This window comes from Arthrobacter sp. SDTb3-6 (assembly GCF_013376095.1).
GTDB lineage: Bacteria > Actinomycetota > Actinomycetes > Actinomycetales > Micrococcaceae > Specibacter.
Genome location: NZ_JAAMFN010000010.1, coordinates 61,798 through 83,753 on the forward strand (window position 1 = coordinate 61,798; position 21,956 = coordinate 83,753).

Genomic DNA, 21,956 nt, shown 5'->3' on the forward strand with positions numbered 1-21,956 from the left:
AGGCAGGCAGACCGGACGGTTCGGTTCGGTTCTTCCATCACGTAATTGACGCCATTCGTGTGATGTGGTCAACGGTTATCAGCGGGTGAGCACCGGTGCCCAGCCATGGGAACTGGTCCGATCTGCACCCGATTTTGCCGACAATACGAGAACTCTCCGGTGTAGTCAGTCGATGATTCAACTCAACAGCGACTGGAGAATCAGGCATCACTCGATTGCAGCCGTCGTCGACGACTTGGATTGATGAGCGAACGCTGTTTACGATCGGGAAATCAGGGCGCCAGGAGTGCGAGCACTACTTTGCTGCGACGGACATTATTTGAATCAAGTGTGCCCGCACTGATTGTGCGGTTGGGCTTCACGCACTGAAAAACGGGAGCAGAAATTGAGCCTATTTCGACTCCAGCGAAGGCCAAAAACGTGACCAAGTTTTCGTTCAAAAACGTGAGTAAAACGTGACTTGGGCCGTTTTTGGCCTTAAACGCCTCTGACCTGCGGAACATAACCGCAGGTCAGAGGCGCTTTTTGGTGCCCCGGGCGGGAATTGAACCCACGACCAAGAGATTAGAAGGCTCCTGCTCTATCCGCTGAGCTACCGAGGCGTGGCCGCCACAAGCGGCCCCCACTAAATTATCAGGTTTGCGGGCGTATCTCTCCCTCCACAGGCCCACGCCGCCTTGTAGTTGTCCACAAATCAGCCAAGCCCCCTTTTGGAGCCCGTGGCGGGGGAGTTGGCTTGATCCAAGCGAACAACGCCCAAGCAAGGCATAACCGAAAGGAAATCTCATGTCGAACTACTTGACGATCCGGGGCTTTGCCTCGTCACCCGTCGAACTGCATACCAAGGACTCCGGGCTGGTCATTGGCAAGTTCAGGATGGGTTCCAATGACAGGGTCCTGGATCCCTCCACGAACGAATGGGGCGACGGTCCCACCAACTGGTACCGCGTCAACACCTTCCGGACCCTGGCCGGCAACGTCGCCGCCAGCATCAAAAAAGGTGACCGTATCATCGTGACCGGCAAGTTGAAGATCAACACCTACACCAAGCTTGACGGGACCCAGGGCATGTCAGTCGAGATCGACGCCGATTCCGTCGGCGCCGACCTGAAGTTCGGAAGCTGCGCCTACCACCGCAATTCCACCCAGCGCCCCGGCTCCCAGCCACAGCATGGTCAGCAGTCCCCGGACGACTCCGGAGCCACCTCCGAGGCGGGCTTCAACACTGCGGAGGATGGACGGACATCCACCGCGCCCGACCTGGACGCTGAAGGCGGTGAGGTGGATGAGGATGATGACGAGGCCGCAGCCGCCGCACAAAATGCTGACGGCAGCGCCGTGCCGGATGAGGACGGCCGGTATGAGGGGGCGGGAGACAATACTGACGAAGAGGCATATGTGGACAAGGAAACCGGGGAACTCGTCAAGAGCGGCCCACCGTTCTGAGCCACGCCTGCGATGGCGCCCACCCGTCAAGGCGCGTGACACAATGGCGGGGTGACTGCGATGAACCTGACACCCCGCCGGCCGTTCCTTCCTGCCAGGAACCGGCTGCGTGCCACGGCAGCGGCACTGGCGCTTGCTGCCACGCTGGCCGCCACCGGGTGTTCAACGCTCCCGGCCGGTACAAGCGCCGCGCAAAGCCCCTCGCAGGCAGCCAGCCAAGAAGCCAAGGCGAGCAGCACAGCGGGTCCTAAGGAATCAGCTAAAGCCAAGCAACCGGCGTCGGACGCGGCGGCCTTGGCGGCAAGGGTCAAGACCTCCCTGACCGCGCTGGGCAACACCACAAAGTCGCCAAATCGGGGCCAGATGATGCAGGCCATGTTGTCGGCGGGTGCGGTCAAGAACACCGTGGAGGTTTCCATCGACAAGACCCCCACGGGCCTGGCCGTGGACGCCATCCAGTCTGCAGCACGGGTGGCCAAGGAGTGTGTCATTGGCCAGGTGCGCGACGGCAAGGCTGCCGTCACAGTCCTGCCGGTGCTCGCCACCGACCTCTGCTTTGTTGGCGACCAACACTGACCTCAGCCCTGCCTTGAATGTGAGTTAACCCCCTGCACCCACTAACCTATTGGGTATGGCGGAATTTATTTACACGATGTCCAACGCCCGCAAGGCCGTTGGCGACAAACTCATTCTTGACAACGTAAGCATGTCCTTTTTCCCGGGTGCCAAGATTGGCGTCGTGGGACCCAACGGTGCCGGCAAGTCCACCATCCTGAAGATCATGGCCGGATTGGACACACCCTCCAACGGCGAGGCCCGCCTCAGCGCCGGCTACTCCGTGGGCATCCTGCTCCAGGAACCCCCGCTCAACGAGGAAAAGACCGTCCTGGGCAACGTCCAGGAAGGCGTGGGTGAAATCTACGGCAAGATCCAGCGCTACAACGAGATCTCCGAGGAAATGGCCAGCCCGGACGCGGACTTCGACTCCCTTCTTGAGGAAATGGGCAAGCTGCAGGAAGCAATCGACGCCGCCGACGCCTGGGACATTGACTCCCAGCTGGAGCAGGCCATGGACGCTCTGCAGTGCCCCCCGGGCGACGCCGACGTCACCGTCCTCTCCGGAGGTGAGCGCCGCCGAGTGGCACTGTGCAAGCTGCTCCTGCAGAAGCCGGACCTGCTGCTCCTCGACGAACCCACGAACCACCTGGATGCCGAATCCGTGCTGTGGCTCGAGCAGCACCTGAAGAGCTATGCGGGCGCCGTCCTGGCCGTCACACACGACAGGTACTTCCTGGACCACGTGGCCGAATGGATCGCCGAAGTGGACCGCGGCCACCTGTACCCCTACGAGGGCAACTACTCCACCTACCTGGAGAAGAAGCGCGCCCGACTGGAAGTCCAAGGCAAGAAGGACGCCAAACTTGCCAAGCGCCTCGCCGAGGAACTCGACTGGGTCCGCTCCAACGCCAAGGGCCGCCAGACCAAGTCCAAGGCCCGTCTGGCCCGCTACGAGGAAATGGCCGCCGAGGCCGACCGCACGCGCAAGCTCGACTTCGAGGAAATCCAGATCCCGCCGGGACCGCGCCTGGGCAGCGTGGTGCTGGAAGCTACAAACCTGCAAAAGGGCTTCGGCGACCGCATCCTCATCGACGGGCTCTCCTTCACCCTCCCGCGCAACGGCATCGTCGGCGTCATCGGACCGAACGGCGTTGGCAAGTCCACCCTGTTCAAGACCATCGTGGGCCTGGAACCGCTCGACGGCGGCACCCTCAAGGTGGGCGAGACCGTCAAGATCTCCTACGCCGACCAGAGCCGCGGCGGCATCGACCCGGACAAGACCCTGTGGGAGGTTGTCTCCGACGGCCTCGACTACATCCAGGTCGGCAACGTGGAAATGCCCTCACGCGCCTACGTTGCCGCTTTCGGCTTCAAGGGCCCGGACCAGCAAAAGAAGGCCGGAGTGCTCTCCGGTGGTGAGCGCAACCGCCTGAATCTGGCACTGACGCTCAAGCAGGGCGGCAACTTGCTCCTCCTCGATGAGCCCACCAACGACCTCGACGTGGAAACCCTCAGCAGCCTGGAAAACGCGCTGCTGGAATTCCCCGGCTGCGCCGTTGTGGTTTCCCACGACCGCTGGTTCCTGGACCGGGTGGCCACGCACATCCTGGCCTACGAAGGCACCGACGAAAATCCGGCCAACTGGCACTGGTTCGAAGGCAACTTCGACTCCTACGAGGCCGACAAGGTGGTGCGTCTCGGCGTGGACGCAGCACGTCCACACCGCGTCACGCACCGCCGCCTGACGCGCGACTGATGCGAAACTGATTGAGTGGTGGCCGGTCCTGTGGGGCCGGCCACCAGTCATTTAAGCGGTTGGTTCGGGATACGGGGTCTCGACGGGCTCGACCGCCGGGGTCTCGACGGGCTCGACCGACGGCCTGGCCACGCGGACAGGATGACTTTCAGTCCGCCACCGGTGTGCCCTCGGGCAGCCGGAGCATGCCCTCCTGCGCCACCGAGGCCACCAGTTCGCCTTCGCGGTTGTAGAAGCGGCCGCGGCTCAGGCCGCGCGCGCCGGATGCGCTGGGGGAGTCGGACACATACAGCAGCCAGTCGTCCACGCGGAGCGGACGGTGCCACCACATGGCGTGGTCCAGGCTGGCCACGCTCATGCCGGGCGTGGCCCAGCTGAGGCCGTGCCGGCGCAGCACCGGTTCAAGCAGCGTGTAGTCGCTCGCGTACGCCAGTGCGGCGCGATGCACGCTCTGCTCCTCCGGCATGGGACCCATCGACTTCATCCAGACGGACTGGTGCGCCACATGCCCGCCGGGTGCCTGGAAGTAGATGTTGGGGTCCACATGTCGGATGTCGAAGGGGCGGTCGTACGCCCAGGCCTGGGCGACCGGGTGGTCGATCGCACCCAACAGCTCGGCCGCCGTCGGCAGCGTTTCGGGGTCCGGGATCCCGGCGGGCATGGGTTCCTGGTGCTCGAGGCCGCCGTCGGGCAGCTGGAACGAGGCAATCATGGACAGGATGGGCCTGCCGCCCTGGTAGGCATGGGCGCGACGGGCGGAAAACGAGCGGCCGTCGCGCAGCCGCTCAACGCCGAAGGTGATGGGATCCGCGGCATCGCCCGGGCGCAGGAAATATCCATGCATCGAGTGCACCAGCCGGTTTCCCTCCACGGTCCGCGACGCGGCAATGAGCGACTGTGCCAGCACCTGTCCGCCAAAAAGGCGCGGGCGGACAGAGTCGGGCACGCCCGGGCCCACGAAGATGTCCTCGCCGGTCCGCGCCCCGCCGGCGTCGGAAAGGTCTAGGATGTGCAGCAGCTGGTCCATGGGGGCGGCGCGTGGCGGCAGGGCGTTCATACCGAGACTCTATGCGTCATCCGCGTACCCGCACAAATGGCCGCGCCAGCGTAAAAGCCCGCCGGACGCTGCCCGGACGCCGTGATCCATGCCACCTCCGCTTGGTGGCGCCCGGCAGCTTTGACATGATGTGAATATGGCCCAGGCAATCCAAATCCCCCTGCAGGTTCGCTTCGGCGACATCGACGCGTACAACCACGTGAACAATGTTGTCTACCTTCAGTACCTCGAGGACGCCCGGGTGAGGCTGATCCGCACCCCGTTCGCCGAAGACGTGCCGCCGGGCTCGGCCGCAAGCTTCAACGACCTCATCACCGATGACCTGTTCACGCTCGTGGGGCGCAACGAGATCGAATACCTGGCGCCCATCGCCTTCCGCACCGACCCCGTGTTAGTCAACATCTGGGTCACGAACGTCGGCGGCTCCAGCTTCGACTTCGGTTACACCATCACCGACGCCGACACCTCCGTCGTCTTCGCCCAGGCCGCCACCTCCATGGTGCTGGTCTCGCGCGCCACCGGCCGTCCCGTGCGCCTGACCGGGGCCCAGCGCGCCGCCCTCGAAACGTGGCGGGGCGGCCCCGTGCACTTCCGGCGCCGGCCCGCGGAGCTTCCCGCCGGCGTCGAACTTCCCGCAACACCTGCCACCCAAGGAGCGCGCTAAATGCCCACCGCAACCCATGTTGACCAATTCCTCCTGGCCGACGGCGGCACGGTCGCGGACCTGCGCACCTTCGTGACCCGTGCCCGCACCGCGGACGACGGCGCCATCCGCCTTCAGGGGGCCGGTTCCGTCCTCGCGGCGTACGTGTGCGTCATGCGTGCCAGGCTGCTGGGCGAGGGCACCCCGACGATCCTGGGGCTGCGCACCATGGCGCTGGACACGCCGTCGAGCCTGGACGTCACGGTGAGCCTGGCCTCGGTAGCCGACCGCCTGGCGCGCATGGACGCCGACGAGACCGCCCTGCCCGTGCCGCCCATGGCCGTCAACGAGTCGTGGGCCGCGGTCAGTGCACCGCGCGGCGCGTGGGAGGAGGTGGCCGCCGTTGACGCGGAGACGCTGATCAAGGTGGCGAAGGACGGGGTGCAGGAGATCGGGCAGATCATTCCCGTCAATCCCGGTGCGCTCATTGTGAACAACGCACGTGCCGCCGTGTGGGGCCGCCCCATTGCCGGGTTCGACGGCGAATTGCCCGGCGGTGCCGCGTTTGCCGCCTACGCCCTGGGCTTCGTGGCGCCGGGGGAGACCGGTGCCGTGTTCCGGTCCAACCGCTGGCTGCGCCTGAGCACCAGCCGCGGCCACATCCTGGTCCGGCCGAAGGCGGTCCTGTAGCCTTCGGCGGTGCAGCCCAGGCGGGTTGTCGCGTGGGTGCGGATTCGGCGGTGCAGCTCAGGCGGGCTGGCGGGTGGCTGGGTCGCTTTTGCTGCACCGCCGATCGGGCCGGCGCCGGCATTCTGCCAATAAGGTCCGCCAGGTCGCCACAGCTGTACTTTCGGCCGCCCTGGCCGGCCGCAACGACCTCCGGGCCGGCGTAGCCAGCAGTGGCGCTATGCGCGGTCGTCCGGGTTGGACGCGGCATTGACCAGCGACGCCGCGGCCCGTTCGAGATAGTCCCAGAGCGTGGCCTCGTGCAGCGGGGAGAGCTCGACGGCGTCCACGCCCTTGCGCATGGCCGCGAGCCACCGGTCGCGGGCCTCGGGCGTGACCGCGAACGGCACGTGGCGCATGCGCAGGCGCGGGTGGCCGCGTTCCTCCAGGTACGTGCGCGGGCCGCCCCAGTACTGTTCCATGAACATCAGCATGCGGCGCTCGGCCGGTGCCAGGTCCTCCTCGTGGTACATGGCCCGCAGCAGCGGATCCGCGGCAATGCCCTGGTAAAAGACGTGGATCATCTTTTCAAAGGTGGCGTGCCCGCCGATCTGGCCGTAGAACGTGTCGGCATAGGCGGATTCGTCGGCGTACGGGTCCGTGGCTGCTGCCGTCCCCTCGTTGCCTGACGCATCTGCCGGGGGCACGGCCGCGGCTGTTTCCGACGGTGATACGCCGGGTGCAGCTGCCGTAGTCGGGGCGGGCCAGGCGCTGGGTGCGTTGACGGAGGGCAGCGGCCGGCCGACTCCCGTGGGAATGGGCAGGAGGGTGGACAACGACTCGCCAAAGCGCGACGGCACGGGGATCCCGGCTCCCAGCTTCGGGCCAGCGGCAACTCCGGGCTTCGCTGCAAGCCCGGGCTTCGCCGGAACTCCGGGCATGGCCGCTCCGCCGGACGTGGGCGCAGCATGGCGGGCAGCTGAATCGGCACCGCCCTCGGCGGCGTCGTTGGCCCGCGGGCCGTCGGCGAAGGGGGACAGCTGGTTGTGTTCGGCGGTCATGGCTGTGTCTTGCTCTCTACTCTGCGGATTCGTGTGGCTCGGTGGTGCGGGGCGTGGCAGGTCCGGACGATGCCGGCGTCCGCGGGCGCTGGCCGGCCTGCGGGTCCGTGTTCACGGAGGCTGGGCCCGCGGCAGGTGCGGCGTGCGAAGTGGCAGGCGGAGTGTCCGCTGGACCACCCGGTGCACCGGCGGCCGCCGGAGGGCCACCCGGCGCGCCGGCAGCCGCACCACCCGAAGTGGCGGCCGGAACTGCGGGCGCCGTGCCCTGCGCCGTGTCCGGGTCCTCGGACGGGACGTAGCTGCCCTTGGTGCGGTTGCCCAGCCGGAGGATTTCGCCGTTGCGCAGGTACCAGAGCGTGCCGTCCTCGCCCAGCACCCTGGTGATGCGCAGGCCCACGTACTGGACTTCGCCGATGACCTCGCTGGTCTGGATGACGTCGCCGATCCCGTACTGGTCCTCAAGGGTGATGAAGATGCCGGCGAGGAAGTCGCGGATCAGCTGCTGGCTGCCAAAGCCGATGGCGATGCCCACCACGCCGACGCTGGCCAGCAGCGGCCCGATGTCCACATGGAAGGCCAGCAGCACGTAGAACACGGCAATGACCACCACAATGACCGTCAGGAGCGAGTTAAGCAGCGTGCCGATGGTGCTGGCACGCTGGATGCGCCGTTCGTTGTCCAGGGCGCGGAGCACGGGGTCCAGGTTGCGGAAGACGGGCTTCACCCAGCCGAAGCTGCGTTGGTGGAGCGTGCCCTTCCTGACGTGAGTGACGACGGACTTGATCAAGTAGTGCAGCACCAGCCACGCGACCAGTGCTATGGCAACGGCGATGCCTGCGTGGATCAGGTTTTCCAGGAAGGAGTTGCCGGCAGCTTCAAGGGTGTTCAGGGGCAAGGGGTAATCACCTGGCATCTTCGGGGGTGGGAATCGGGCTCGCTTCCAGTCTAGCGCCGAAGGCTGGCAGTTTCCTCCCCGCAGGGTCAGTCCTGCGTGGGTGCGGCCAGGGCGGGCTCGTGGTGGACGGGGAAGTTCACGCTGCGGGCAATGAAGCACTTCCGGTTTGCCTCGGCATGCAGGGAAAGCGCCAGTTCCGCCGTGGCCGGGTCGGCCACGGCAATCCTTGGATGCAGCGTCACGGAGGAGAACTGGCCGCTGCCGTCCGGGTTCAGCACCATGGTGCCGGTGGCGGTGTCCTCGTACTTGGTGATGACCACCCCGTTCAGGACGGCCACGTGCAGGTAGGAGAGCATGTGGCACTGGGACAGGGCGGTGACCAGCAGCAGCTCCGGGTTCCATCGTTCCCGGTCACCGTGGAAGGTCCTGTCCGCGGAGCCGAGAAGGGTGGGCAGGCCTACGGCCGTGACACTGTGGTCACGGCCGTAGCTCCTGTAGCCGGACGTCCCGGCTCCCCGGTTGCCCGTCCAAAAAACATTGATTTCGTAGTGATGCTCGTTTAGCGCCATACCTCAGCATAGAGCGGCGGGTTCAGTTGCACGCCCTGCAGCGCTGCTGCGTAGCCGGATGCGTAGCCTTCCGCGGTGGGGTGGAACGCCAGGGGCAGCGACACAAACGGCGAAACCAGCCAGCTGTCCGGGCTGGGGAAGCCGTGGCCGTCAAAAAGCCCGGCCACCGGCACGAAGCCTGCCCCGCTGCGCTGGACCGACTGTGCCAGCACGGCGTTGAGCTGGTCCACGGCCGCATTGACGGCAACCGCAGCGGCAACCTCCGCAGGCGGGTAGCCCAGTGCAGCCATGTTGGCCGGCTCCAGCAGGTGCGGATAGCCCATGAAAAGCACCTGGGCCTGCGGCACCTGCGCACGGATGGTCTGCGTCAGTGCCGACACCTGCCCCGGCAGCAGGGCGAGTTTGGCCTGCGCCCCGGCGATGGCCCCCTGGCATGTCTCGGGGGTTCCGAGCAGGCAGGCCGCGGCGACCTGGCCGGCCCCTACGTCATTGGCACCGACGGTCAGCGTGACCAGCCGGGTGGTCGGCGGGACCAGCGGCACCTGCAGGGCGGACACCTGGCTGATCGTGGCGCCGTAGCAGGCCAGGTTTGTCATGGACAGGCCGTTGGCGGCGGCAAAGTCGCTGCCATAGCCGTTGGGGCTTTGCAGGCAGGGACCGGCTTCCATGCCGCCGCCCGAGCCGGCCGAGTAGGAATCGCCGAGCACCGTGTACGTGCCGCCGGGCGGCGTTGCCGCCAACGCAGGAATGCCGGCGAACCCCAGGATGAGTCCGCCGGCAACCATTGCCGCTGCGGCTGTGCGCGCGGCCATTCTCTTCAGTGGGTGAGCTCTCATGACCCGACGCTATCCCCACAGCGCGCCGGGGCATAGAGTGGCGGGTACTTGTCTTTGCGGCGCCGGGCACCCTGCCGGCGCCGCAAGGACGACGACGGGCTACTGGTCCGCGGCCTGCGCCTTCAGCGCCCGCACCACGCCGTCGCGGCTTTCCACCACAAGGCGCCGCAGGGCCGGTGCCTCGGAGCCCAGTTCGGCCAGGAAGGCGTCCGTGGCGTCCACCGTGGACTGTGCCACGAGCTGCGAGGGATACAGCCCCGTGATGATCGTCGAGGCGGTCTCATACGACTTCTCCGCCCACACGCCCCGGATCGCGGCAAAGTACTTCGCCACGTACGGCTCCAGAAGTGCGGTGTCCCACACGCGCCCGAAGCCCGTGATGGCCGCGCGCTGCACGGCGTTGGCCCCTTCCCCACGCACGACGACGGCCTCCCACGTCCCGGCCTTGCCTTCCGGCGTCGGGATGGCCGCATGGGCCGTGGCCGCAGCTAGCTGGCCGTTTTGGGTGTTGTCGCGTTCCAGCTCGGCATCGATGTTGCCCTGCGCGGCCCGCGCGCCAGCCACCAGGGACGTCAGCAGCTCCCAGCGCAGGTCCGTGTCAATCGCCAGCCCGTCCAGCGTTTCGGTCCCCTCAAGCAGTTCCTGCACGTTGTCCAGCTGCACGTCGCTTTGTGCGTGCAGCGCGAACGCCTTCACGAACTGCAGCTGGGCGTCGGAACCGGCCGCGGCGCCGCGGGCCAGCTCCCACAGCGCGTCGGCGGCATCAAGGGCCGTTTCCCGCTGGTGGTCCGGCGCCACGTAAAAGTGCAGGGCGGTGGCCAGCTGGCGCAGCAGCACCGTGATGACGGTGGAGTCGGTCTCGTGGCCGATGTTGGCCAGCACCAGCTGGACATACTCGCGGGCGGGGGTTTCGCCGTCGCGGGCGGCATCCCAGGCGGAGGCGGAGACCAGGGTGCGCGGCAGCGAGGCCTTGAAGTCCTTTAGGTGCGCCTTGGCCGTGGCCAGCGAAACGTCGTCGAGGCGGATCTTGGCGTAGGCGAGGTCGTCGTCGTTGAGCAGCACCAGGTCGGGGCGCTGCAGCCCCACCACCTGCGGAACGGCGGTGGACGCGCCGTCCACATCCAGCTCCACGCGCTGCGTGCGCACCAGCTTGCCGGCGTCCTCCCCGGCGGTGGCCAGGTTGTAAAAGCCCACGGCCGCGCGGTGGGGGCGCAGCACGGGGTGCCCGGCCACGGCGGACTGGAGGATCGCGAACGAGGTGATGGCGCCGTCGTCGTCCACCTCAATCGCGGGCTTGAAGGTGTTCACGCCGGCCGTTTCCAGCCATTTTTCCGTCCAGGCCGAGAGGTCGCGGCCGCTGGCGGCCTCCAGTTCAACCATGAGGTCCGGCAGCTCCGTGTTGGACCAGGCGTGCTTGCCGAAGTAGGCGCGCACGCCGGCCATGAACTGCTCCTGGCCCACCCAGGCCACGAGCTGGCGCAGCACCGACGCGCCCTTGGCGTAGGTGATGCCGTCAAAGTTGACCAGCACGTCCTCAAGGTCCTTGATCTCGGCCTTGATGGGGTGCGTGGACGGCAGTTGGTCCTGGCGGTAGGCCCAGCTCTTTTCCAGCGAGGAGAACGTGGTCCAGGAATCCACGTACCGGGTGTTTTCCGCCGCGGCCAGGGTGGACATGAACTCGGCAAAGGACTCGTTGAGCCACAGGTCGTTCCACCAGCGCATGGTCACGAGGTCGCCGAACCACATGTGCGCGAGCTCGTGCAGGATGGTGATGGCGCGGCGCTCCACCATGGCGTCGGTGACCTTGGAGCGGAACACGTAGCTTTCCAGGAACGTCACGGCGCCGGCGTTTTCCATGGCGCCGGCGTTGAATTCGGGGACGAACAGCTGGTCGTACTTGGGGAACGGGTACGGGGTGCCGAACTGCTTTTCAAAGAACTCAAAGCCCTGGCGGGTCAGTTCAAACACGGCGTCCGCGTCAAGGAACTCCATGAGGGACTTCCGCGCAAACACGCCCAGCGGGATCACGCGGCCGTCGGAGCTGGTCAGCTCGCTGCGCACGGATTTATACGGGCCGGCGATCAGCGCCGTGATGTAGCTGGACATCCTCAGCGTGGGCGCAAAGTGCCACACGGCCTTGCCCTCGCCCGCGGATTCCGGCACCGGGGTGGGGGAGTTGGAGATGACGTCCCAGTGGGCCGGGGCGGTGATGTGGAAGGTGAACTGCGCCTTCTGGTCGGGCTGTTCAAACACGGCAAACATGCGCCGGCTGTCCGGGACCTCGAACTGCGTGTACAGGTACACCTCGTTGTCCACCGGGTCCACAAAGCGGTGCAGCCCTTCGCCGGTGTTCATGAACAGCGCGTCCGCCTCGACGGTGAGCACGTTCTCCGCAGCGAGGCGGGGCAGCTGGATGCGCACGCCGTCGGACACATCCGCCGGGTCCAGGTCGACGCCGTTCAGGGTCACCTTGTGCACCGTCTCAGTCACCGCGTCAATGAACGACGACGAACCCTCCTTCGCGCTGAACCTCACCGTGGTGGTGGACGGGAAGGTGGTGGCGGACTGTGTCAGGTCAAGGGTGACGTCATAGTCCTTGACCGTCAGTGTTGCGGTGCGCTCGATCGCTTCGGCGCGGGTCAGGTTCAAGCCAGGCAAGGTAATGCCTTTCGTTCGGTGTCGGGTGGACGGTGGTGCACGCCCGCCGCTGGTCTCCAGCGGGGGCGTGCGGGTCATGCGGCGGGGCCGGCCGGCTCAATGCCCCGGCGGGTTCAGCCCAGTCTTTCACTTAAGTCCGCCGGGTGTGAGCGGCGGCACGCCCCAGCCCCTCCAAATTGCCCCCGCCCCGGCCTGCTCCGTGACGGTGCCGCGGCGGTACGCTGAAAATAATTGATTCACGTCAGACACAAGGAAGTGTTGACCATGGCCATCGCGCATGAAGAAGAGCGTGGAACATTCGAATCGGCGGACGGCGGCCTCAAGCGGAGCCTGTCCCTGACACAGTTGCTGTTGCTGGGCGTGAGCGCCCAAATCGGATCCGGCTGGCTGTTCGGCGTGCTGGCGGCGGCCGGGGTGGCGGGCCCCGCGGCCATCCTGTCCTGGATCATCGCCTCAGTCCTGGTCTTCCTGATCGCCCTGACGTACCTGGAGCTGGGGGCCATGCTGCCGAGGTCCGGGGCCATTGTCCGTTACACCTTCCTCAGCCATGGCGCCTTTTCCGGGTGAATCATCGGCTGGGCCTACTGGCTCTCGGTGGTGTCCATCCCGCCCATCGAGGCCGAGGCCACCCTGACGTATCTGGGCGGGCGCTTTCCCGAAACGCACTTTTTGACCACCGTCGGCGGTGTGAAGCTGCTGAGCTGGCCCACGGGGATTGTCAGCGGCTTCATCCTGATGCTCCTCTTTTTTATCCTGAATTTTTTTGGCGCCCGCTTCCTGGCCGAATCCAACCGCTGGGTCACCCTGTGGAAGATCGCGCTGCCGACCCTGACGTTCATCTTCCTGTTCTTCATCCTCAACGGCAGCAATTTCACCTCCTACGGCGGATTCGCACCCCAGGGCGTGCCGCCGATCTTCCATGCCATTGCCACAACCGGCATCATCTTCTCCCTCCTGGGTTTCCGGCAGGCATTGGACTACGGCGGGGAATCGCGCAACCCGCAACGGGACGTGCCGCTGGCCACCATCGGGTCCATTGTGATCCCGGCCGTCATCTACACCTTGTTGCAGGTGGCCTTCATTGGCGCCATCAACTGGCAGGACATGGGCCTGAAGGGCGGCCAGTGGGACAAGCTCGTCAGCGGCGGCTGGGCCGACGGCCCGTTGTTCCACGCACTGGACTCCGCCAACATTGCCGCCCTGGCGGCGCTGGGCACCTTCCTGCTCATTGACGCAGCGATCTCGCCCCTCGCCACCGGGTGGGTTTACCTGGGCACGGGGGCCCGCACCGGCTACGGACTGGGCGTGCACCGGAACGTGCCGCGCACCTTCACCGCCAGCAACCGCTACGGCATACCGTGGCTGGCCCTGGTGGTCTCGGCCGTGGTGGGCTGCGTGTTCTTCGTCCCCGCCCCGAGCTGGTACCAACTGGTCGGATTCATCAGCAGCGCCGCCGTGCTGACCTACATCATGGGCGGCGTGGGCCTGCCCGTGCTGCGCAAAACGGCCGGTGCCCTGGAGCGGCCGTTCCGGCTTCGGGGATTCAGGTTTTGGTCCCCGGTCTCCTTCCTGGCTGCCGTGTTGATCCTGTACTGGAGCGGGTTTGCGACGCTGACGAATGTCTTCACCGCCACCTTCATCGGCCTGCCCTTCTTCACGGCCTACTACGCCTGGAAGGCCGGCTGGATGCACGCGGTGGCCAGCACCGTTGTCAGCGTCGTGTTCTTTGTCCTGTGGATCTGGACGGCAGCCGCCAGCGGCTGGGTCCTGACGGGGAGCGGCGGGGCCCGCCCCGGCGCCTGGCCCTTCGTCACCTACTACGTGGTGTTCTGCGTCCTGGTGGTCGCCTTTTGCACCGCCGTATGGGTCTTCAGCAATGCGGAGGGCCGCCAGCACGTCAACGCCACGTGGTGGCTGGTCTGGCTGCTGCTGGCCTCCCTGCTGGTCGGCTACCTTGGCGTGTACGGACCCCTGCCCACCCCGGTGCTCCAGTTCCCCTGGGGCATGGCCACCGAACTTCTTGTCGGCATCGTGACCTACCTCTGGGCCGTCCGCTCAGGAATTGAAACGGCTGAAATCAAGGACATCGTGGCCGGCGCCGCGGGCCGTGGCCCGCGGTCCGGCACCGCCGCCGGAGCGGGGGCCTGAAACCGCCGGGCCGGCGCGGGGGCCTGAAACCGCCGGGCCGGCCGGCCCGCCACCGACGTAAAGACCAACGTGTGAATAAAGTAGGGACCATGGACGCCCCCGCATCGGAGAACAGCAACGACCGGCACATTGACGCCCGGGCGCTGCGCTTCGCCATGATCTTCCCGGTGCTGCTGTGCCTGGGCCTGGTGGGCGGCGGCCTGCTGGTGGCCGGCAGGCTTCCCGCAGGGGCGGTGCTGCCCACCGGCGGCGGTGTCCTGCCGCTGCCCGCATTCCTGGCCGTGGCCGTGGCCGTGACGCTGGGCCTGGGCGCAGGCATCGGCTTTTTCGGTGCGCGGACCACGCTGCCGCGCAACCTGCGCCGGATCCTATTGGGCACCGCCATGGCACTGCAGCTGGCCTCCACCACCGTTTTTTCCGCCGCGCTCCTGGGCCAGTCCGGGCTGGGCGGTGCGGCCCCCGTGCGGTTGGACGGCTATGTGGTCATGATGGGCTGCGGGCTCGCCGCCGCCATGGGGGTGGTCCTGGCCCTGACGTTCAAGCCCGACGAACAGTGGACCGGGGCCGACGACGAGGCGCTCGCGGAACTGCTGGAAATCGAGGCGGACCCCACGGTGGCCAACGACCGCCTGGTCTACGCCATCCACCCGCGCAGCTCCGTGGTCATCATGATCCTGCTGGCCGGGATCCTGCCCGGGGGCGTCCTGACGGTGGTCAGTCCCTGGCTCCTGCTGGCCCTGGCCCTGGCCGCAGGGCTGGTCGTGGCCCTGCTCAGCGCCACCGTCCATGTGGACAGGCAGCGGCTCGTGGTCAAGCTCGCCGGGGTGGTGCCGGTCATCGCCATGGCCTGCACCGACGTCGAAGCGGCCGTGTCCCTGGACATCAAGGCGCGGGACTACGGCGGCTGGGGCCTGCGCAAGCACAGCGGCAGTGAAAGCTTCCTGGCGTTCTCGGGGGCCGCCGTCGTCCTGCGCGACGTCAGGGGCAGGGTGGTCCTCGGCGCCCCCAACCTGGACACGGCCGACGACCTTGCCGCGATCCTCAACCGGCGTGCGGGCAAGCGGCCCGGTCAACACTGAGGCGGCGGTTTCGGTAGGCTGGAGGCAACTGCACCCCTCAAGCCTGAAGGACCACCCATGCGCGTTCACATCGCAACCGACCACGCCGGCATGGAGCTCAGCTCCCACCTCATCACCGCACTGGCCGCCAAGGGCTACGAGATGGTGGACCACGGCCCCGCAGCCTACGACCCCGAGGACGACTACCCTTCGTTCTGCATCAACGCCGCGCTCGCGGTCGTGGCCGACCAGGCGGCCGGCGTGGACGCGCTGGGGATTGTGCTCGGCGGCTCCGGCAACGGCGAGCAGATCGCCGCGAACAAGGTCAAGGGCGTGCGCGCAGCACTCGTCTGGAACCTGGACACCGCCAAGCTGGCCCGCGAACACAACGACGCCAACGTGGTGGCCGTGGGCGGGCGCCAGCACAGCGTTGAGGAGGCCACCGGGCTGATCGAGGCGTTCCTGGCCGAACCGTTCAGCAACGCCGAACGCCACGTGCGCCGCATCGGCAAAATCGCCGCGTACGAGGCCACCGGCGAAGTTTCCGCCTGACCCTGCCCGTACTGTTACGCCTGATTTGAAGGGAGCCCGGTGTGGGCAGGCCGCTGAAGCCGGGGAACCGGCAGCCGGTGTTTGACCGCCGCACACCGGTCCCGGGCGGGGCGCCGGAGCACGGAGGCCCCCGTGCCTGAGGGGCATTCTGTCCACCGGCTGGCCCGGCAGTTCAACGACGTCTTTGGCGGCGCCCTGCTGGCCGTCTCCAGCCCGCAGGGGAAGTTCACCGCGGGCGCCGCGCGCGTGGACGGGCAGGTGTTGGAACTGGCCGAGGCCCATGGCAAGCAGTTGTTCATGTTCTTCCGGCACGAGCTCGTCATGCGCGTCCACCTGGGCCTCTACGGCGCCTGGGACTTTGGCGGCGATGCAACGTTTGCCGGTGCGTCCAGCATTGGCGCACCGCGGCGGATTGGCGAGCAGGAGCTTGCCCCGGACGACGGCGGCACGCCCTACAGCGGGCCGCCGGAACCCAAGGGCGCCGTCCGGGCGCGGCTGGTGTCGGCCCACGGCTGGGCGGATCTCCGCGGCCCGGCAGCCTGCGAGGTGCTGACTGTGGCCGGTGCCGCCACGGTGCGCGCCAAGCTGGGGCCGGACCCGCTGCTCAACCGGCCCGGCGACCGTGCGGAGTTCGTGCGGCGCCTGTGCAAGAGTGCCACCCCCATTGCCCTGCAGCTGATGAAGCAGGAGGTGCTGGCCGGCGTGGGAAACGTCTACCGGGCCGAGGTCCTGTTCCGGCGCGGCCTGGACCCCCGGCTGCCAGGCACCTCGCTGGGTGCCGGTGAGGCCGGGGAGCTGTGGGACGACATTGCGCTGGTGATGGCCGACGGCGTCAGCGACGGCCGCATCATCACCACAGAACTGGCCGACCGGCCCTCGGGACGTGGCGCCGGGGCGGGCCACGCACTGGGTGGGGGAGACGGGCAGGGTGACGTCCCGGCGTCGACCATCAACAAGGACGTGCCGGTGGCCGACGCCCACTACGTCTACAAGCGCAACGGGCTGCCGTGCCGGCACTGCGGCACCGCGGTGGCCATGGCGGAGCTGGGCGGGCGCAAGCTGTACTGGTGCCCGGGGTGCCAAGGGGGTTAAAAGCGTAAACCCCGGATCTCGACTGGCTCGATCAGCGGGGCGTCTGGATCAGGGGTTTGGCGGAGGGGGCGACGGGAATCGAACCCGCGTAATCAGTTTGGAAGACTGAGGCTTTACCATTAAGCTACGCCCCCGAAAAGTTCGCCTTTCGGCTGAACAACTCCTCGATACTAGCAATGCACCCGGCGGGCCGCAAATCCGTCACGGCCAGCCGGGCGTGGCGGCGGGGCCGGGCAGATTGTGCATCCGTCAAGGTTTGCCCGTAGACTGTTGCGGGCACTACGGGGCGTAGCGTAGTGGCTAGCGCGCCTGCTTTGGGAGCAGGAGACCGCAGGTTCGAGTCCTGTCGCCCCGACTCAGCATTATCCGGTTCACGTTTGGTCAGTGACTGCCCATGTGCTGGTGCCTAACATCCACCAACAGACCATCAGGAGTACCACGCTGTGAAGAGCGCTGTCGAAAACCTCACGCCCACCAGGGTAAAGCTCAATGTCGAGGTTTCCTTTGAGGAATTGAAGCCGAACATTGCCGAGGCTTATAAGACGATTGCCACACAGGTCCAGGTGCCTGGCTTCCGCAAGGGCAAGGTCCCCAACAAGCTGATCGACCAGCGCGTGGGCCGCGGCTACGTCCTGGAAACCGCCATCAACGAGGGCCTCAACGGCTGGTACCAGAACGCGGTCATCGAAACCGGCATCAGCCCGCTCAGCCGCCCCGAGGTTGAGATCACCGAGGTCCCGGACCCCACCGCCACCGACGGTGAACTGAAGTTCCACGTCGAGATCGACATCCGTCCCGAGATCGAGCTGCCCGACTACGAGGGCATCGAGGTTGAGGTTGAGGCGCTCGAGGCCACCGACGAGGACACCGATAAGGCCTTGGACGACCTCCGCGGCCGCTTCGGCACGCTCAAGGCTGCCGACCGCCCCGCCGCCGACGGCGACTTCGTCACCATCAACATCGCCGCCAAGATCGACGGCAAGGAGGTCGACTCCGCAGCCGACCTGTCCTACCAGATCGGTGCCGGCAACATGCTTGAGGGCCTGGACGAGGCCGCGACCGGCCTCTCCGCCGGCGAGGAAGCCATCTTCGAGACCAAGCTGGCCGGCGGCGAGCACGCCGGCGAAGACGCCCAGGTCACCGTGAAGGTCACAGCCGTCAAGGTCCGCGAACTGCCCGAAGCCAATGACGACTTTGCCCAGCTGGCCTCCGAGTTCGACACCATTGCCGAACTGCGCGAGGACCTGGCCAAGCAGGCCGCCGACGCCAAGACGGTTGAGCAGGGCGTCGAGGCCCGCGACAAGGTCCTGGACAAGCTCGTCGAGCTCATCGAGGTCCCCGTCCCCGAGTCCGTCGTGGCAGAGCAGCTCGAGCAGCACTTCAAGCCGGAGAACTCACACGGTGAAGACCACGACTCCGAGGAACACCGCGCCGAGGTCAAGGAAAACACCGAGCGTGCGTTCCGCAACGAGATCATCCTCGACGCTGTCGCGGAGAAGGAAGAAATCGGTGTCAGCCAGGCCGAGCTGATCGACTACATCGTCTCCTCCGCCAGCCAGTACGGCATGGACCCGAACCAGTTCGCGCAGATGCTCGACTCCTCCGGCCAGGTCAACATGATCGTCGGCGAAGTCCGCCGCCGCAAGGCCCTCGCCGCGGTGCTGGCCAAGGCCTCCGTGAAGGACACCAAGGGCGACGCCGTGGACCTCACCGACTTTGTCTCCGTCTCCTCCGACGAGGACGAGACCGCCGGGGACGCCTCCGACGAGGTCATCGAGCCGACCGCCGTGACCGACCCGGGCGAAGTCCGCATCTAATTGCCCTACGCCTTGGGCGTGGAGCCCTACGCCTTAGGCGTGGCCAGGCCGTTGCCGGTTCCCTTCACGGGAACCGGCAACGGTTTTTTCATGCCCCGCGCCGGGGGTGCGCCGCGATTTTCGCCGGCAGCCCGCAAACCGTGCGCCGTCAGCGAACAGCACGCTTTTGCGAAACAAAACACGGCCGAAAAAGGCTACTGTCCAAGTAGTGAAGATTAGTGATGGCCCGCGTTGGGCCGGTCGTGGCGGTACCTGCCGGCACGGTCACGGACCAGCGGACCGCACGAAGGAGAGGTAAGTCCACGATGGCACAGCAAACCACACCGACCATGGCCGGCCCGGATTCGTCAGGCCCGGACCAGTACATCTACAACCGCCTGCTCAAGGAACGCATCATCTGGCTCGGCTCGGAAGTGCGCGACGACAACGCCAACCTGATCTGCTCACAGCTCCTGCTGCTCTCCGCCGAGGACCCGGAAAAGGACATCTTCCTGTACATCAACTCGCCCGGCGGCTCCGTCACGGCAGGCATGGCCATCTACGACACCATGGAGTTCATCCCGAACGACGTCGTGACCGTCGCCACCGGGCTGGCCGCCTCGATGGGCCAGTTCCTCCTCTCTTCCGGCACCAAGGGCAAGCGCTATGCAACGCCCAACGCACGCATCCTCATGCACCAGCCCTCCGGCGGCATCGGGGGAACGGCGTCGGACATCAAGATCCAGGCCGAACTGATCCTGCACATGAAAAAGGTCATGGCTGAACTGACCGCCGAACAGACCGGGCAGACCGTGGAGAAGATCCTTACGGACAACGACCGCGACAAGTGGTTCACGGCCGAGGAAGCGCTTGAATACGGCTTCTTTGACAAGATCAGCCGGCACGCGGGCACGGTGTCCGGCGGCGGCGGAACCAGCGCGAACTAACCGGCCAAAGAACAATTTCCAGGAGCACAGCAGACATGACTTACAACTTTGGCGGTTCGGCCTTTGGCAGCACTGCCGGCAATCTTCCCACCAGCCGCTACGTCCTCCCGCAGTTCGAGGAGCGGACGCCCTACGGCTTCAAGCGCCAGGACCCGTACACCAAGCTGTTTGAGGACCGCATCATCTTCCTGGGCGTCCAGGTCGACGACGCCTCCGCCGACGACGTCATGGCGCAGCTGCTGGTGCTCGAGGCCGACGACACCGACCGCGACATCACGCTGTACATCAACTCGCCCGGCGGATCGTTCACGGCCATGACGGCCATCTACGACACCATGCAGTTCATCCGCCCCGAAATCCAGACCGTCTGCCTGGGCCAGGCCGCCTCCGCAGCGGCCGTGCTGCTGGCAGCAGGCACCCCCGGAAAGCGCCTGGCACTGCCCAACGCGCGCGTGCTGATCCACCAGCCGGCCCTGTCCGGCGGCCAGGGCGGCCAGGCCTCGGACCTGGAAATCCAGGCCAACGAGGTCATGCGCATGCGCGAATGGCTGGAAAACACGCTGTCGGCACACTCAGGCCGCACGCCCGCTCAGGTCAGCAACGACATTGAGCGCGACAACATCCTCACCGCCGCCGAGGCCAAGGACTACGGCCTGATCGACGAAGTGCTTGAACCCCGCAAGATCAAGCCGGCGGCCATCGCCCGCTGATCCGCCACGCGCGGGCGGGGCAAAAACCGCCCCGTCCCGCGCGTACCTTCCACCCTTTGTCGGAGCCTTGCCCTAGAGTGGAACCATACGCAAGGCAGGGCGGCCCAGGCTGCCGGAATCGCAACAACCAATGGCAGCGGCGCACGCCGGCTGCCATTCGCGGAAGGACGCACACATGGCCAGGATGGGCGAAAGCACTGATCTGCTGAAGTGTTCCTTCTGCGGCAAAAGCCAAAAGCAGGTCCGCAAGCTCATTGCGGGCCCGGGCGTGTACATTTGTGACGAATGCATCGAGCTGTGCAACGAGATCATTGACGAGGAACTGGCCGAGGTGGCCGAACTCGACGCGTTCGAGCTGCCCAAGCCGCGGGAGATCTTTGACTTCCTGCAGGAGTACGTCATTGGCCAGGAACCGGCCAAGCGCTCCCTGTCCGTGGCCGTGTACAACCACTACAAGCGCATCCAGTCCGGCCATGCGGTCAAGTCCAACACGCTGGCCGGCACCGTCCACGACGAAGTGGAAATTGCCAAGTCCAACATCCTGTTGGTGGGACCCACCGGCTGCGGCAAGACCTACCTGGCCCAGACCCTGGCCCGCCGTCTCAACGTCCCCTTCGCCGTGGCGGATGCCACGGCCCTGACCGAGGCAGGCTACGTCGGTGAGGATGTGGAAAACATCCTCCTCAAGCTCATCCAGGCCGCCGACTTCGACGTCAAGAAGGCCGAACAGGGCATCATCTACATTGACGAGATCGACAAGATCTCGCGCAAGTCCGAGAACCCCTCCATCACCCGTGACGTCTCCGGCGAGGGTGTGCAGCAGGCGCTGCTGAAAATCCTGGAGGGCACCGTGGCCTCCGTGCCGCCGCAGGGCGGACGCAAGCACCCGCACCAGGAATTCATCCAGATCGACACCACCAACGTGCTGTTCATTGTCGCCGGCGCCTTTGCCGGGCTCGAGGACATCATCGGTGCGCGCGCCGGCAAGAAGGGCATCGGCTTTGGCGCCCCGCTCAGCGCCCTCAAGCAGTCCGAGGCCAGCTACGCCGACGTCATGCCCGAGGACCTGCTCAAGTTCGGGCTCATCCCCGAATTCATCGGCCGGCTGCCCGTCATCACCACCGTGACCCAGCTGGACCGCAGCGCGCTGATCCAGATCCTCACCGAGCCCAAGAACGCCCTCATCAAGCAGTACCAAAAGATGTTCACGCTCGACGGCGTTGACCTCGAGTTTGAGGACGACGCCCTCGCCGCCATTGCCGACCAGGCCCTGGCCCGGGGGACCGGTGCCCGCGGGCTGCGCGCCATCCTCGAGGAAGTGCTGCAGCCGGTCATGTTCGACCTCCCCAGCCGCGAGGACATCTCCACCGCCGTCATTACCGCCGACGTGGTCAACAAACTGGCGGAGCCGAACCTGATCCCGCACGATGTTGTTGCCAAGCGCAGGAACAAGTCCGCCTGATCGGCTGTTATGCCTTACAGGCGTGTAAGCCGCCCACCTTTGTGAG

The 21,956-nt window shown here is 66.5% G+C and carries 18 protein-coding genes, 3 tRNA genes and 1 pseudogene; 14 read left to right on the top strand and 8 right to left on the bottom strand.

Annotated features, from left to right (window positions below):
• Positions 1-526 precede the first annotated feature (526 nt).
• A tRNA-Arg gene (locus tag G6035_RS07120) sits at positions 527-602 on the bottom strand.
• Between the two features lie 184 nt (positions 603-786).
• Between G6035_RS07120 and G6035_RS07125 the strand changes: the two genes are divergently transcribed.
• Genes G6035_RS07125 through ettA form a run of 3 tightly spaced genes read left to right on the top strand, consistent with a single transcriptional unit; the run spans position 787 to position 3,760 of the window.
• Positions 787-1,446 (top strand): single-stranded DNA-binding protein, encoded by a 660-nt coding sequence (locus G6035_RS07125; RefSeq protein ID WP_176616388.1) that lies wholly within the window; start codon positions 787-789, stop codon positions 1,444-1,446.
• A 60-nt stretch (positions 1,447-1,506) separates the two neighbouring features.
• A complete protein-coding gene (locus G6035_RS20025) occupies positions 1,507-2,022 on the top strand; it encodes a hypothetical protein (RefSeq protein ID WP_256127813.1) in 516 nt (171 codons plus the stop codon).
• Between the two features lie 55 nt (positions 2,023-2,077).
• Positions 2,078-3,760 carry an energy-dependent translational throttle protein EttA gene (gene ettA / locus G6035_RS07135; protein WP_176616389.1) on the top strand — a complete coding sequence of 561 codons (1,683 nt, stop codon included), beginning with the start codon at positions 2,078-2,080 and terminating at the stop codon, positions 3,758-3,760.
• Positions 3,761-3,908: 148 nt separating this feature from the next.
• On the opposite strand, the gene G6035_RS07140 is transcribed toward ettA, so the two are convergent.
• Positions 3,909-4,817, bottom strand: a complete 909-nt coding sequence (locus tag G6035_RS07140; RefSeq protein WP_176616390.1) for an acyl-CoA thioesterase II — start codon at positions 4,815-4,817, stop codon at positions 3,909-3,911.
• Between the two features lie 136 nt (positions 4,818-4,953).
• Between G6035_RS07140 and G6035_RS07145 the strand changes: the two genes are divergently transcribed.
• Positions 4,954-5,481 (top strand): thioesterase family protein, encoded by a 528-nt coding sequence (locus tag G6035_RS07145; protein WP_176616391.1) that lies wholly within the window; start codon positions 4,954-4,956, stop codon positions 5,479-5,481.
• Positions 5,482-6,150 carry a hypothetical protein gene (locus G6035_RS07150; RefSeq protein WP_176616392.1) on the top strand — a complete coding sequence of 223 codons (669 nt, stop codon included), beginning with the start codon at positions 5,482-5,484 and terminating at the stop codon, positions 6,148-6,150.
• Between the two features lie 215 nt (positions 6,151-6,365).
• Here G6035_RS07150 and G6035_RS20030 read toward each other — a convergent pair whose 3' ends face one another.
• From G6035_RS20030 to pepN, 5 genes are all read right to left on the bottom strand, one after another.
• The gene (locus G6035_RS20030) at positions 6,366-6,833 is read right to left on the bottom strand and encodes a globin (protein ID WP_256883166.1); all 468 of its coding nucleotides are present in this window, start codon (positions 6,831-6,833) and stop codon (positions 6,366-6,368) included.
• 370 nt (positions 6,834-7,203) lie between these two features.
• Complete coding sequence (locus tag G6035_RS07160; RefSeq protein ID WP_371130900.1) at positions 7,204-8,082, bottom strand: mechanosensitive ion channel family protein; 879 nt, start codon at positions 8,080-8,082, stop codon at positions 7,204-7,206.
• A gap of 86 nt (positions 8,083-8,168) precedes the next feature.
• Complete coding sequence (locus G6035_RS07165; protein WP_176616394.1) at positions 8,169-8,651, bottom strand: OsmC family protein; 483 nt, start codon at positions 8,649-8,651, stop codon at positions 8,169-8,171.
• On the bottom strand, positions 8,642-9,487 hold the full coding sequence (locus G6035_RS07170) for an SGNH/GDSL hydrolase family protein (RefSeq protein ID WP_176616395.1): 846 nt from the start codon (positions 9,485-9,487) through the stop codon (positions 8,642-8,644). Before G6035_RS07170 ends, G6035_RS07165 begins: the two co-directional genes overlap by 10 nt.
• A gap of 99 nt (positions 9,488-9,586) precedes the next feature.
• A complete protein-coding gene (gene pepN, locus G6035_RS07175; protein WP_256127814.1) occupies positions 9,587-12,136 on the bottom strand; it encodes an aminopeptidase N in 2,550 nt (849 codons plus the stop codon).
• Between the two features lie 273 nt (positions 12,137-12,409).
• On the opposite strand from pepN, the pseudogene G6035_RS07185 reads away from it, so the two are divergent.
• The 4 genes and pseudogenes from G6035_RS07185 (at position 12,410) to G6035_RS07200 (ending at position 16,995) form a co-directional block, all read left to right on the top strand.
• Positions 12,410-14,293: pseudogene (locus G6035_RS07185) on the top strand (APC family permease).
• Between the two features lie 89 nt (positions 14,294-14,382).
• Positions 14,383-15,372, top strand: a complete 990-nt coding sequence (locus G6035_RS07190; protein WP_176616399.1) for a hypothetical protein — start codon at positions 14,383-14,385, stop codon at positions 15,370-15,372.
• A 57-nt stretch (positions 15,373-15,429) separates the two neighbouring features.
• A complete protein-coding gene (locus G6035_RS07195; protein ID WP_176616400.1) occupies positions 15,430-15,903 on the top strand; it encodes a ribose-5-phosphate isomerase in 474 nt (157 codons plus the stop codon).
• A 132-nt stretch (positions 15,904-16,035) separates the two neighbouring features.
• Entirely contained in the window at positions 16,036-16,995 is a 960-nt protein-coding gene (locus tag G6035_RS07200; protein ID WP_176616401.1) for a DNA glycosylase, read from the top strand.
• A gap of 63 nt (positions 16,996-17,058) precedes the next feature.
• Here G6035_RS07200 and G6035_RS07205 read toward each other — a convergent pair.
• Positions 17,059-17,129 (bottom strand) — tRNA-Gly (locus tag G6035_RS07205).
• A 148-nt stretch (positions 17,130-17,277) separates the two neighbouring features.
• Here G6035_RS07205 and G6035_RS07210 point away from each other — a divergent pair.
• The 5 genes from G6035_RS07210 (at position 17,278) to clpX (ending at position 21,910) form a co-directional block, all read left to right on the top strand.
• Positions 17,278-17,350: transfer RNA gene (locus tag G6035_RS07210), tRNA-Pro, on the top strand.
• Positions 17,351-17,438: 88 nt separating this feature from the next.
• The gene (gene tig / locus G6035_RS07215) at positions 17,439-18,812 is read left to right on the top strand and encodes a trigger factor (RefSeq protein ID WP_176616402.1); all 1,374 of its coding nucleotides are present in this window, start codon (positions 17,439-17,441) and stop codon (positions 18,810-18,812) included.
• 305 nt (positions 18,813-19,117) lie between these two features.
• Positions 19,118-19,738, top strand: coding sequence for an ATP-dependent Clp protease proteolytic subunit (locus tag G6035_RS07220; protein WP_176616403.1), 621 nt, complete (start codon positions 19,118-19,120; stop codon positions 19,736-19,738).
• 35 nt (positions 19,739-19,773) lie between these two features.
• A complete protein-coding gene (locus G6035_RS07225) occupies positions 19,774-20,448 on the top strand; it encodes an ATP-dependent Clp protease proteolytic subunit (RefSeq protein ID WP_176616404.1) in 675 nt (224 codons plus the stop codon).
• 175 nt (positions 20,449-20,623) lie between these two features.
• A complete protein-coding gene (clpX, locus tag G6035_RS07230) occupies positions 20,624-21,910 on the top strand; it encodes an ATP-dependent Clp protease ATP-binding subunit ClpX (RefSeq protein ID WP_176616405.1) in 1,287 nt (428 codons plus the stop codon).
• Positions 21,911-21,956: the final 46 nt, after the last annotated feature.

Coding starts and splice junctions, on each gene's coding strand:
- G6035_RS07170 (WP_176616395.1), bottom strand. CDS start 9,487: ATGAGAGCTCACCCACTGAAGAGAATGGCCGCGCGCACAGCCGCAGCG.
- G6035_RS07190 (WP_176616399.1), top strand. CDS start 14,383: ATGGACGCCCCCGCATCGGAGAACAGCAACGACCGGCACATTGACGCC.
- G6035_RS07195 (WP_176616400.1), top strand. CDS start 15,430: ATGCGCGTTCACATCGCAACCGACCACGCCGGCATGGAGCTCAGCTCC.
- G6035_RS07220 (WP_176616403.1), top strand. CDS start 19,118: ATGGCACAGCAAACCACACCGACCATGGCCGGCCCGGATTCGTCAGGC.
- G6035_RS07145 (WP_176616391.1), top strand. CDS start 4,954: ATGGCCCAGGCAATCCAAATCCCCCTGCAGGTTCGCTTCGGCGACATC.
- ettA (WP_176616389.1), top strand. CDS start 2,078: ATGGCGGAATTTATTTACACGATGTCCAACGCCCGCAAGGCCGTTGGC.
- G6035_RS07150 (WP_176616392.1), top strand. CDS start 5,482: ATGCCCACCGCAACCCATGTTGACCAATTCCTCCTGGCCGACGGCGGC.
- G6035_RS07140 (WP_176616390.1), bottom strand. CDS start 4,817: ATGAACGCCCTGCCGCCACGCGCCGCCCCCATGGACCAGCTGCTGCAC.
- G6035_RS07125 (WP_176616388.1), top strand. CDS start 787: ATGTCGAACTACTTGACGATCCGGGGCTTTGCCTCGTCACCCGTCGAA.
- clpX (WP_176616405.1), top strand. CDS start 20,624: ATGGCCAGGATGGGCGAAAGCACTGATCTGCTGAAGTGTTCCTTCTGC.
- G6035_RS07165 (WP_176616394.1), bottom strand. CDS start 8,651: ATGGCGCTAAACGAGCATCACTACGAAATCAATGTTTTTTGGACGGGC.
- G6035_RS20025 (WP_256127813.1), top strand. CDS start 1,507: ATGAACCTGACACCCCGCCGGCCGTTCCTTCCTGCCAGGAACCGGCTG.
- G6035_RS07225 (WP_176616404.1), top strand. CDS start 19,774: ATGACTTACAACTTTGGCGGTTCGGCCTTTGGCAGCACTGCCGGCAAT.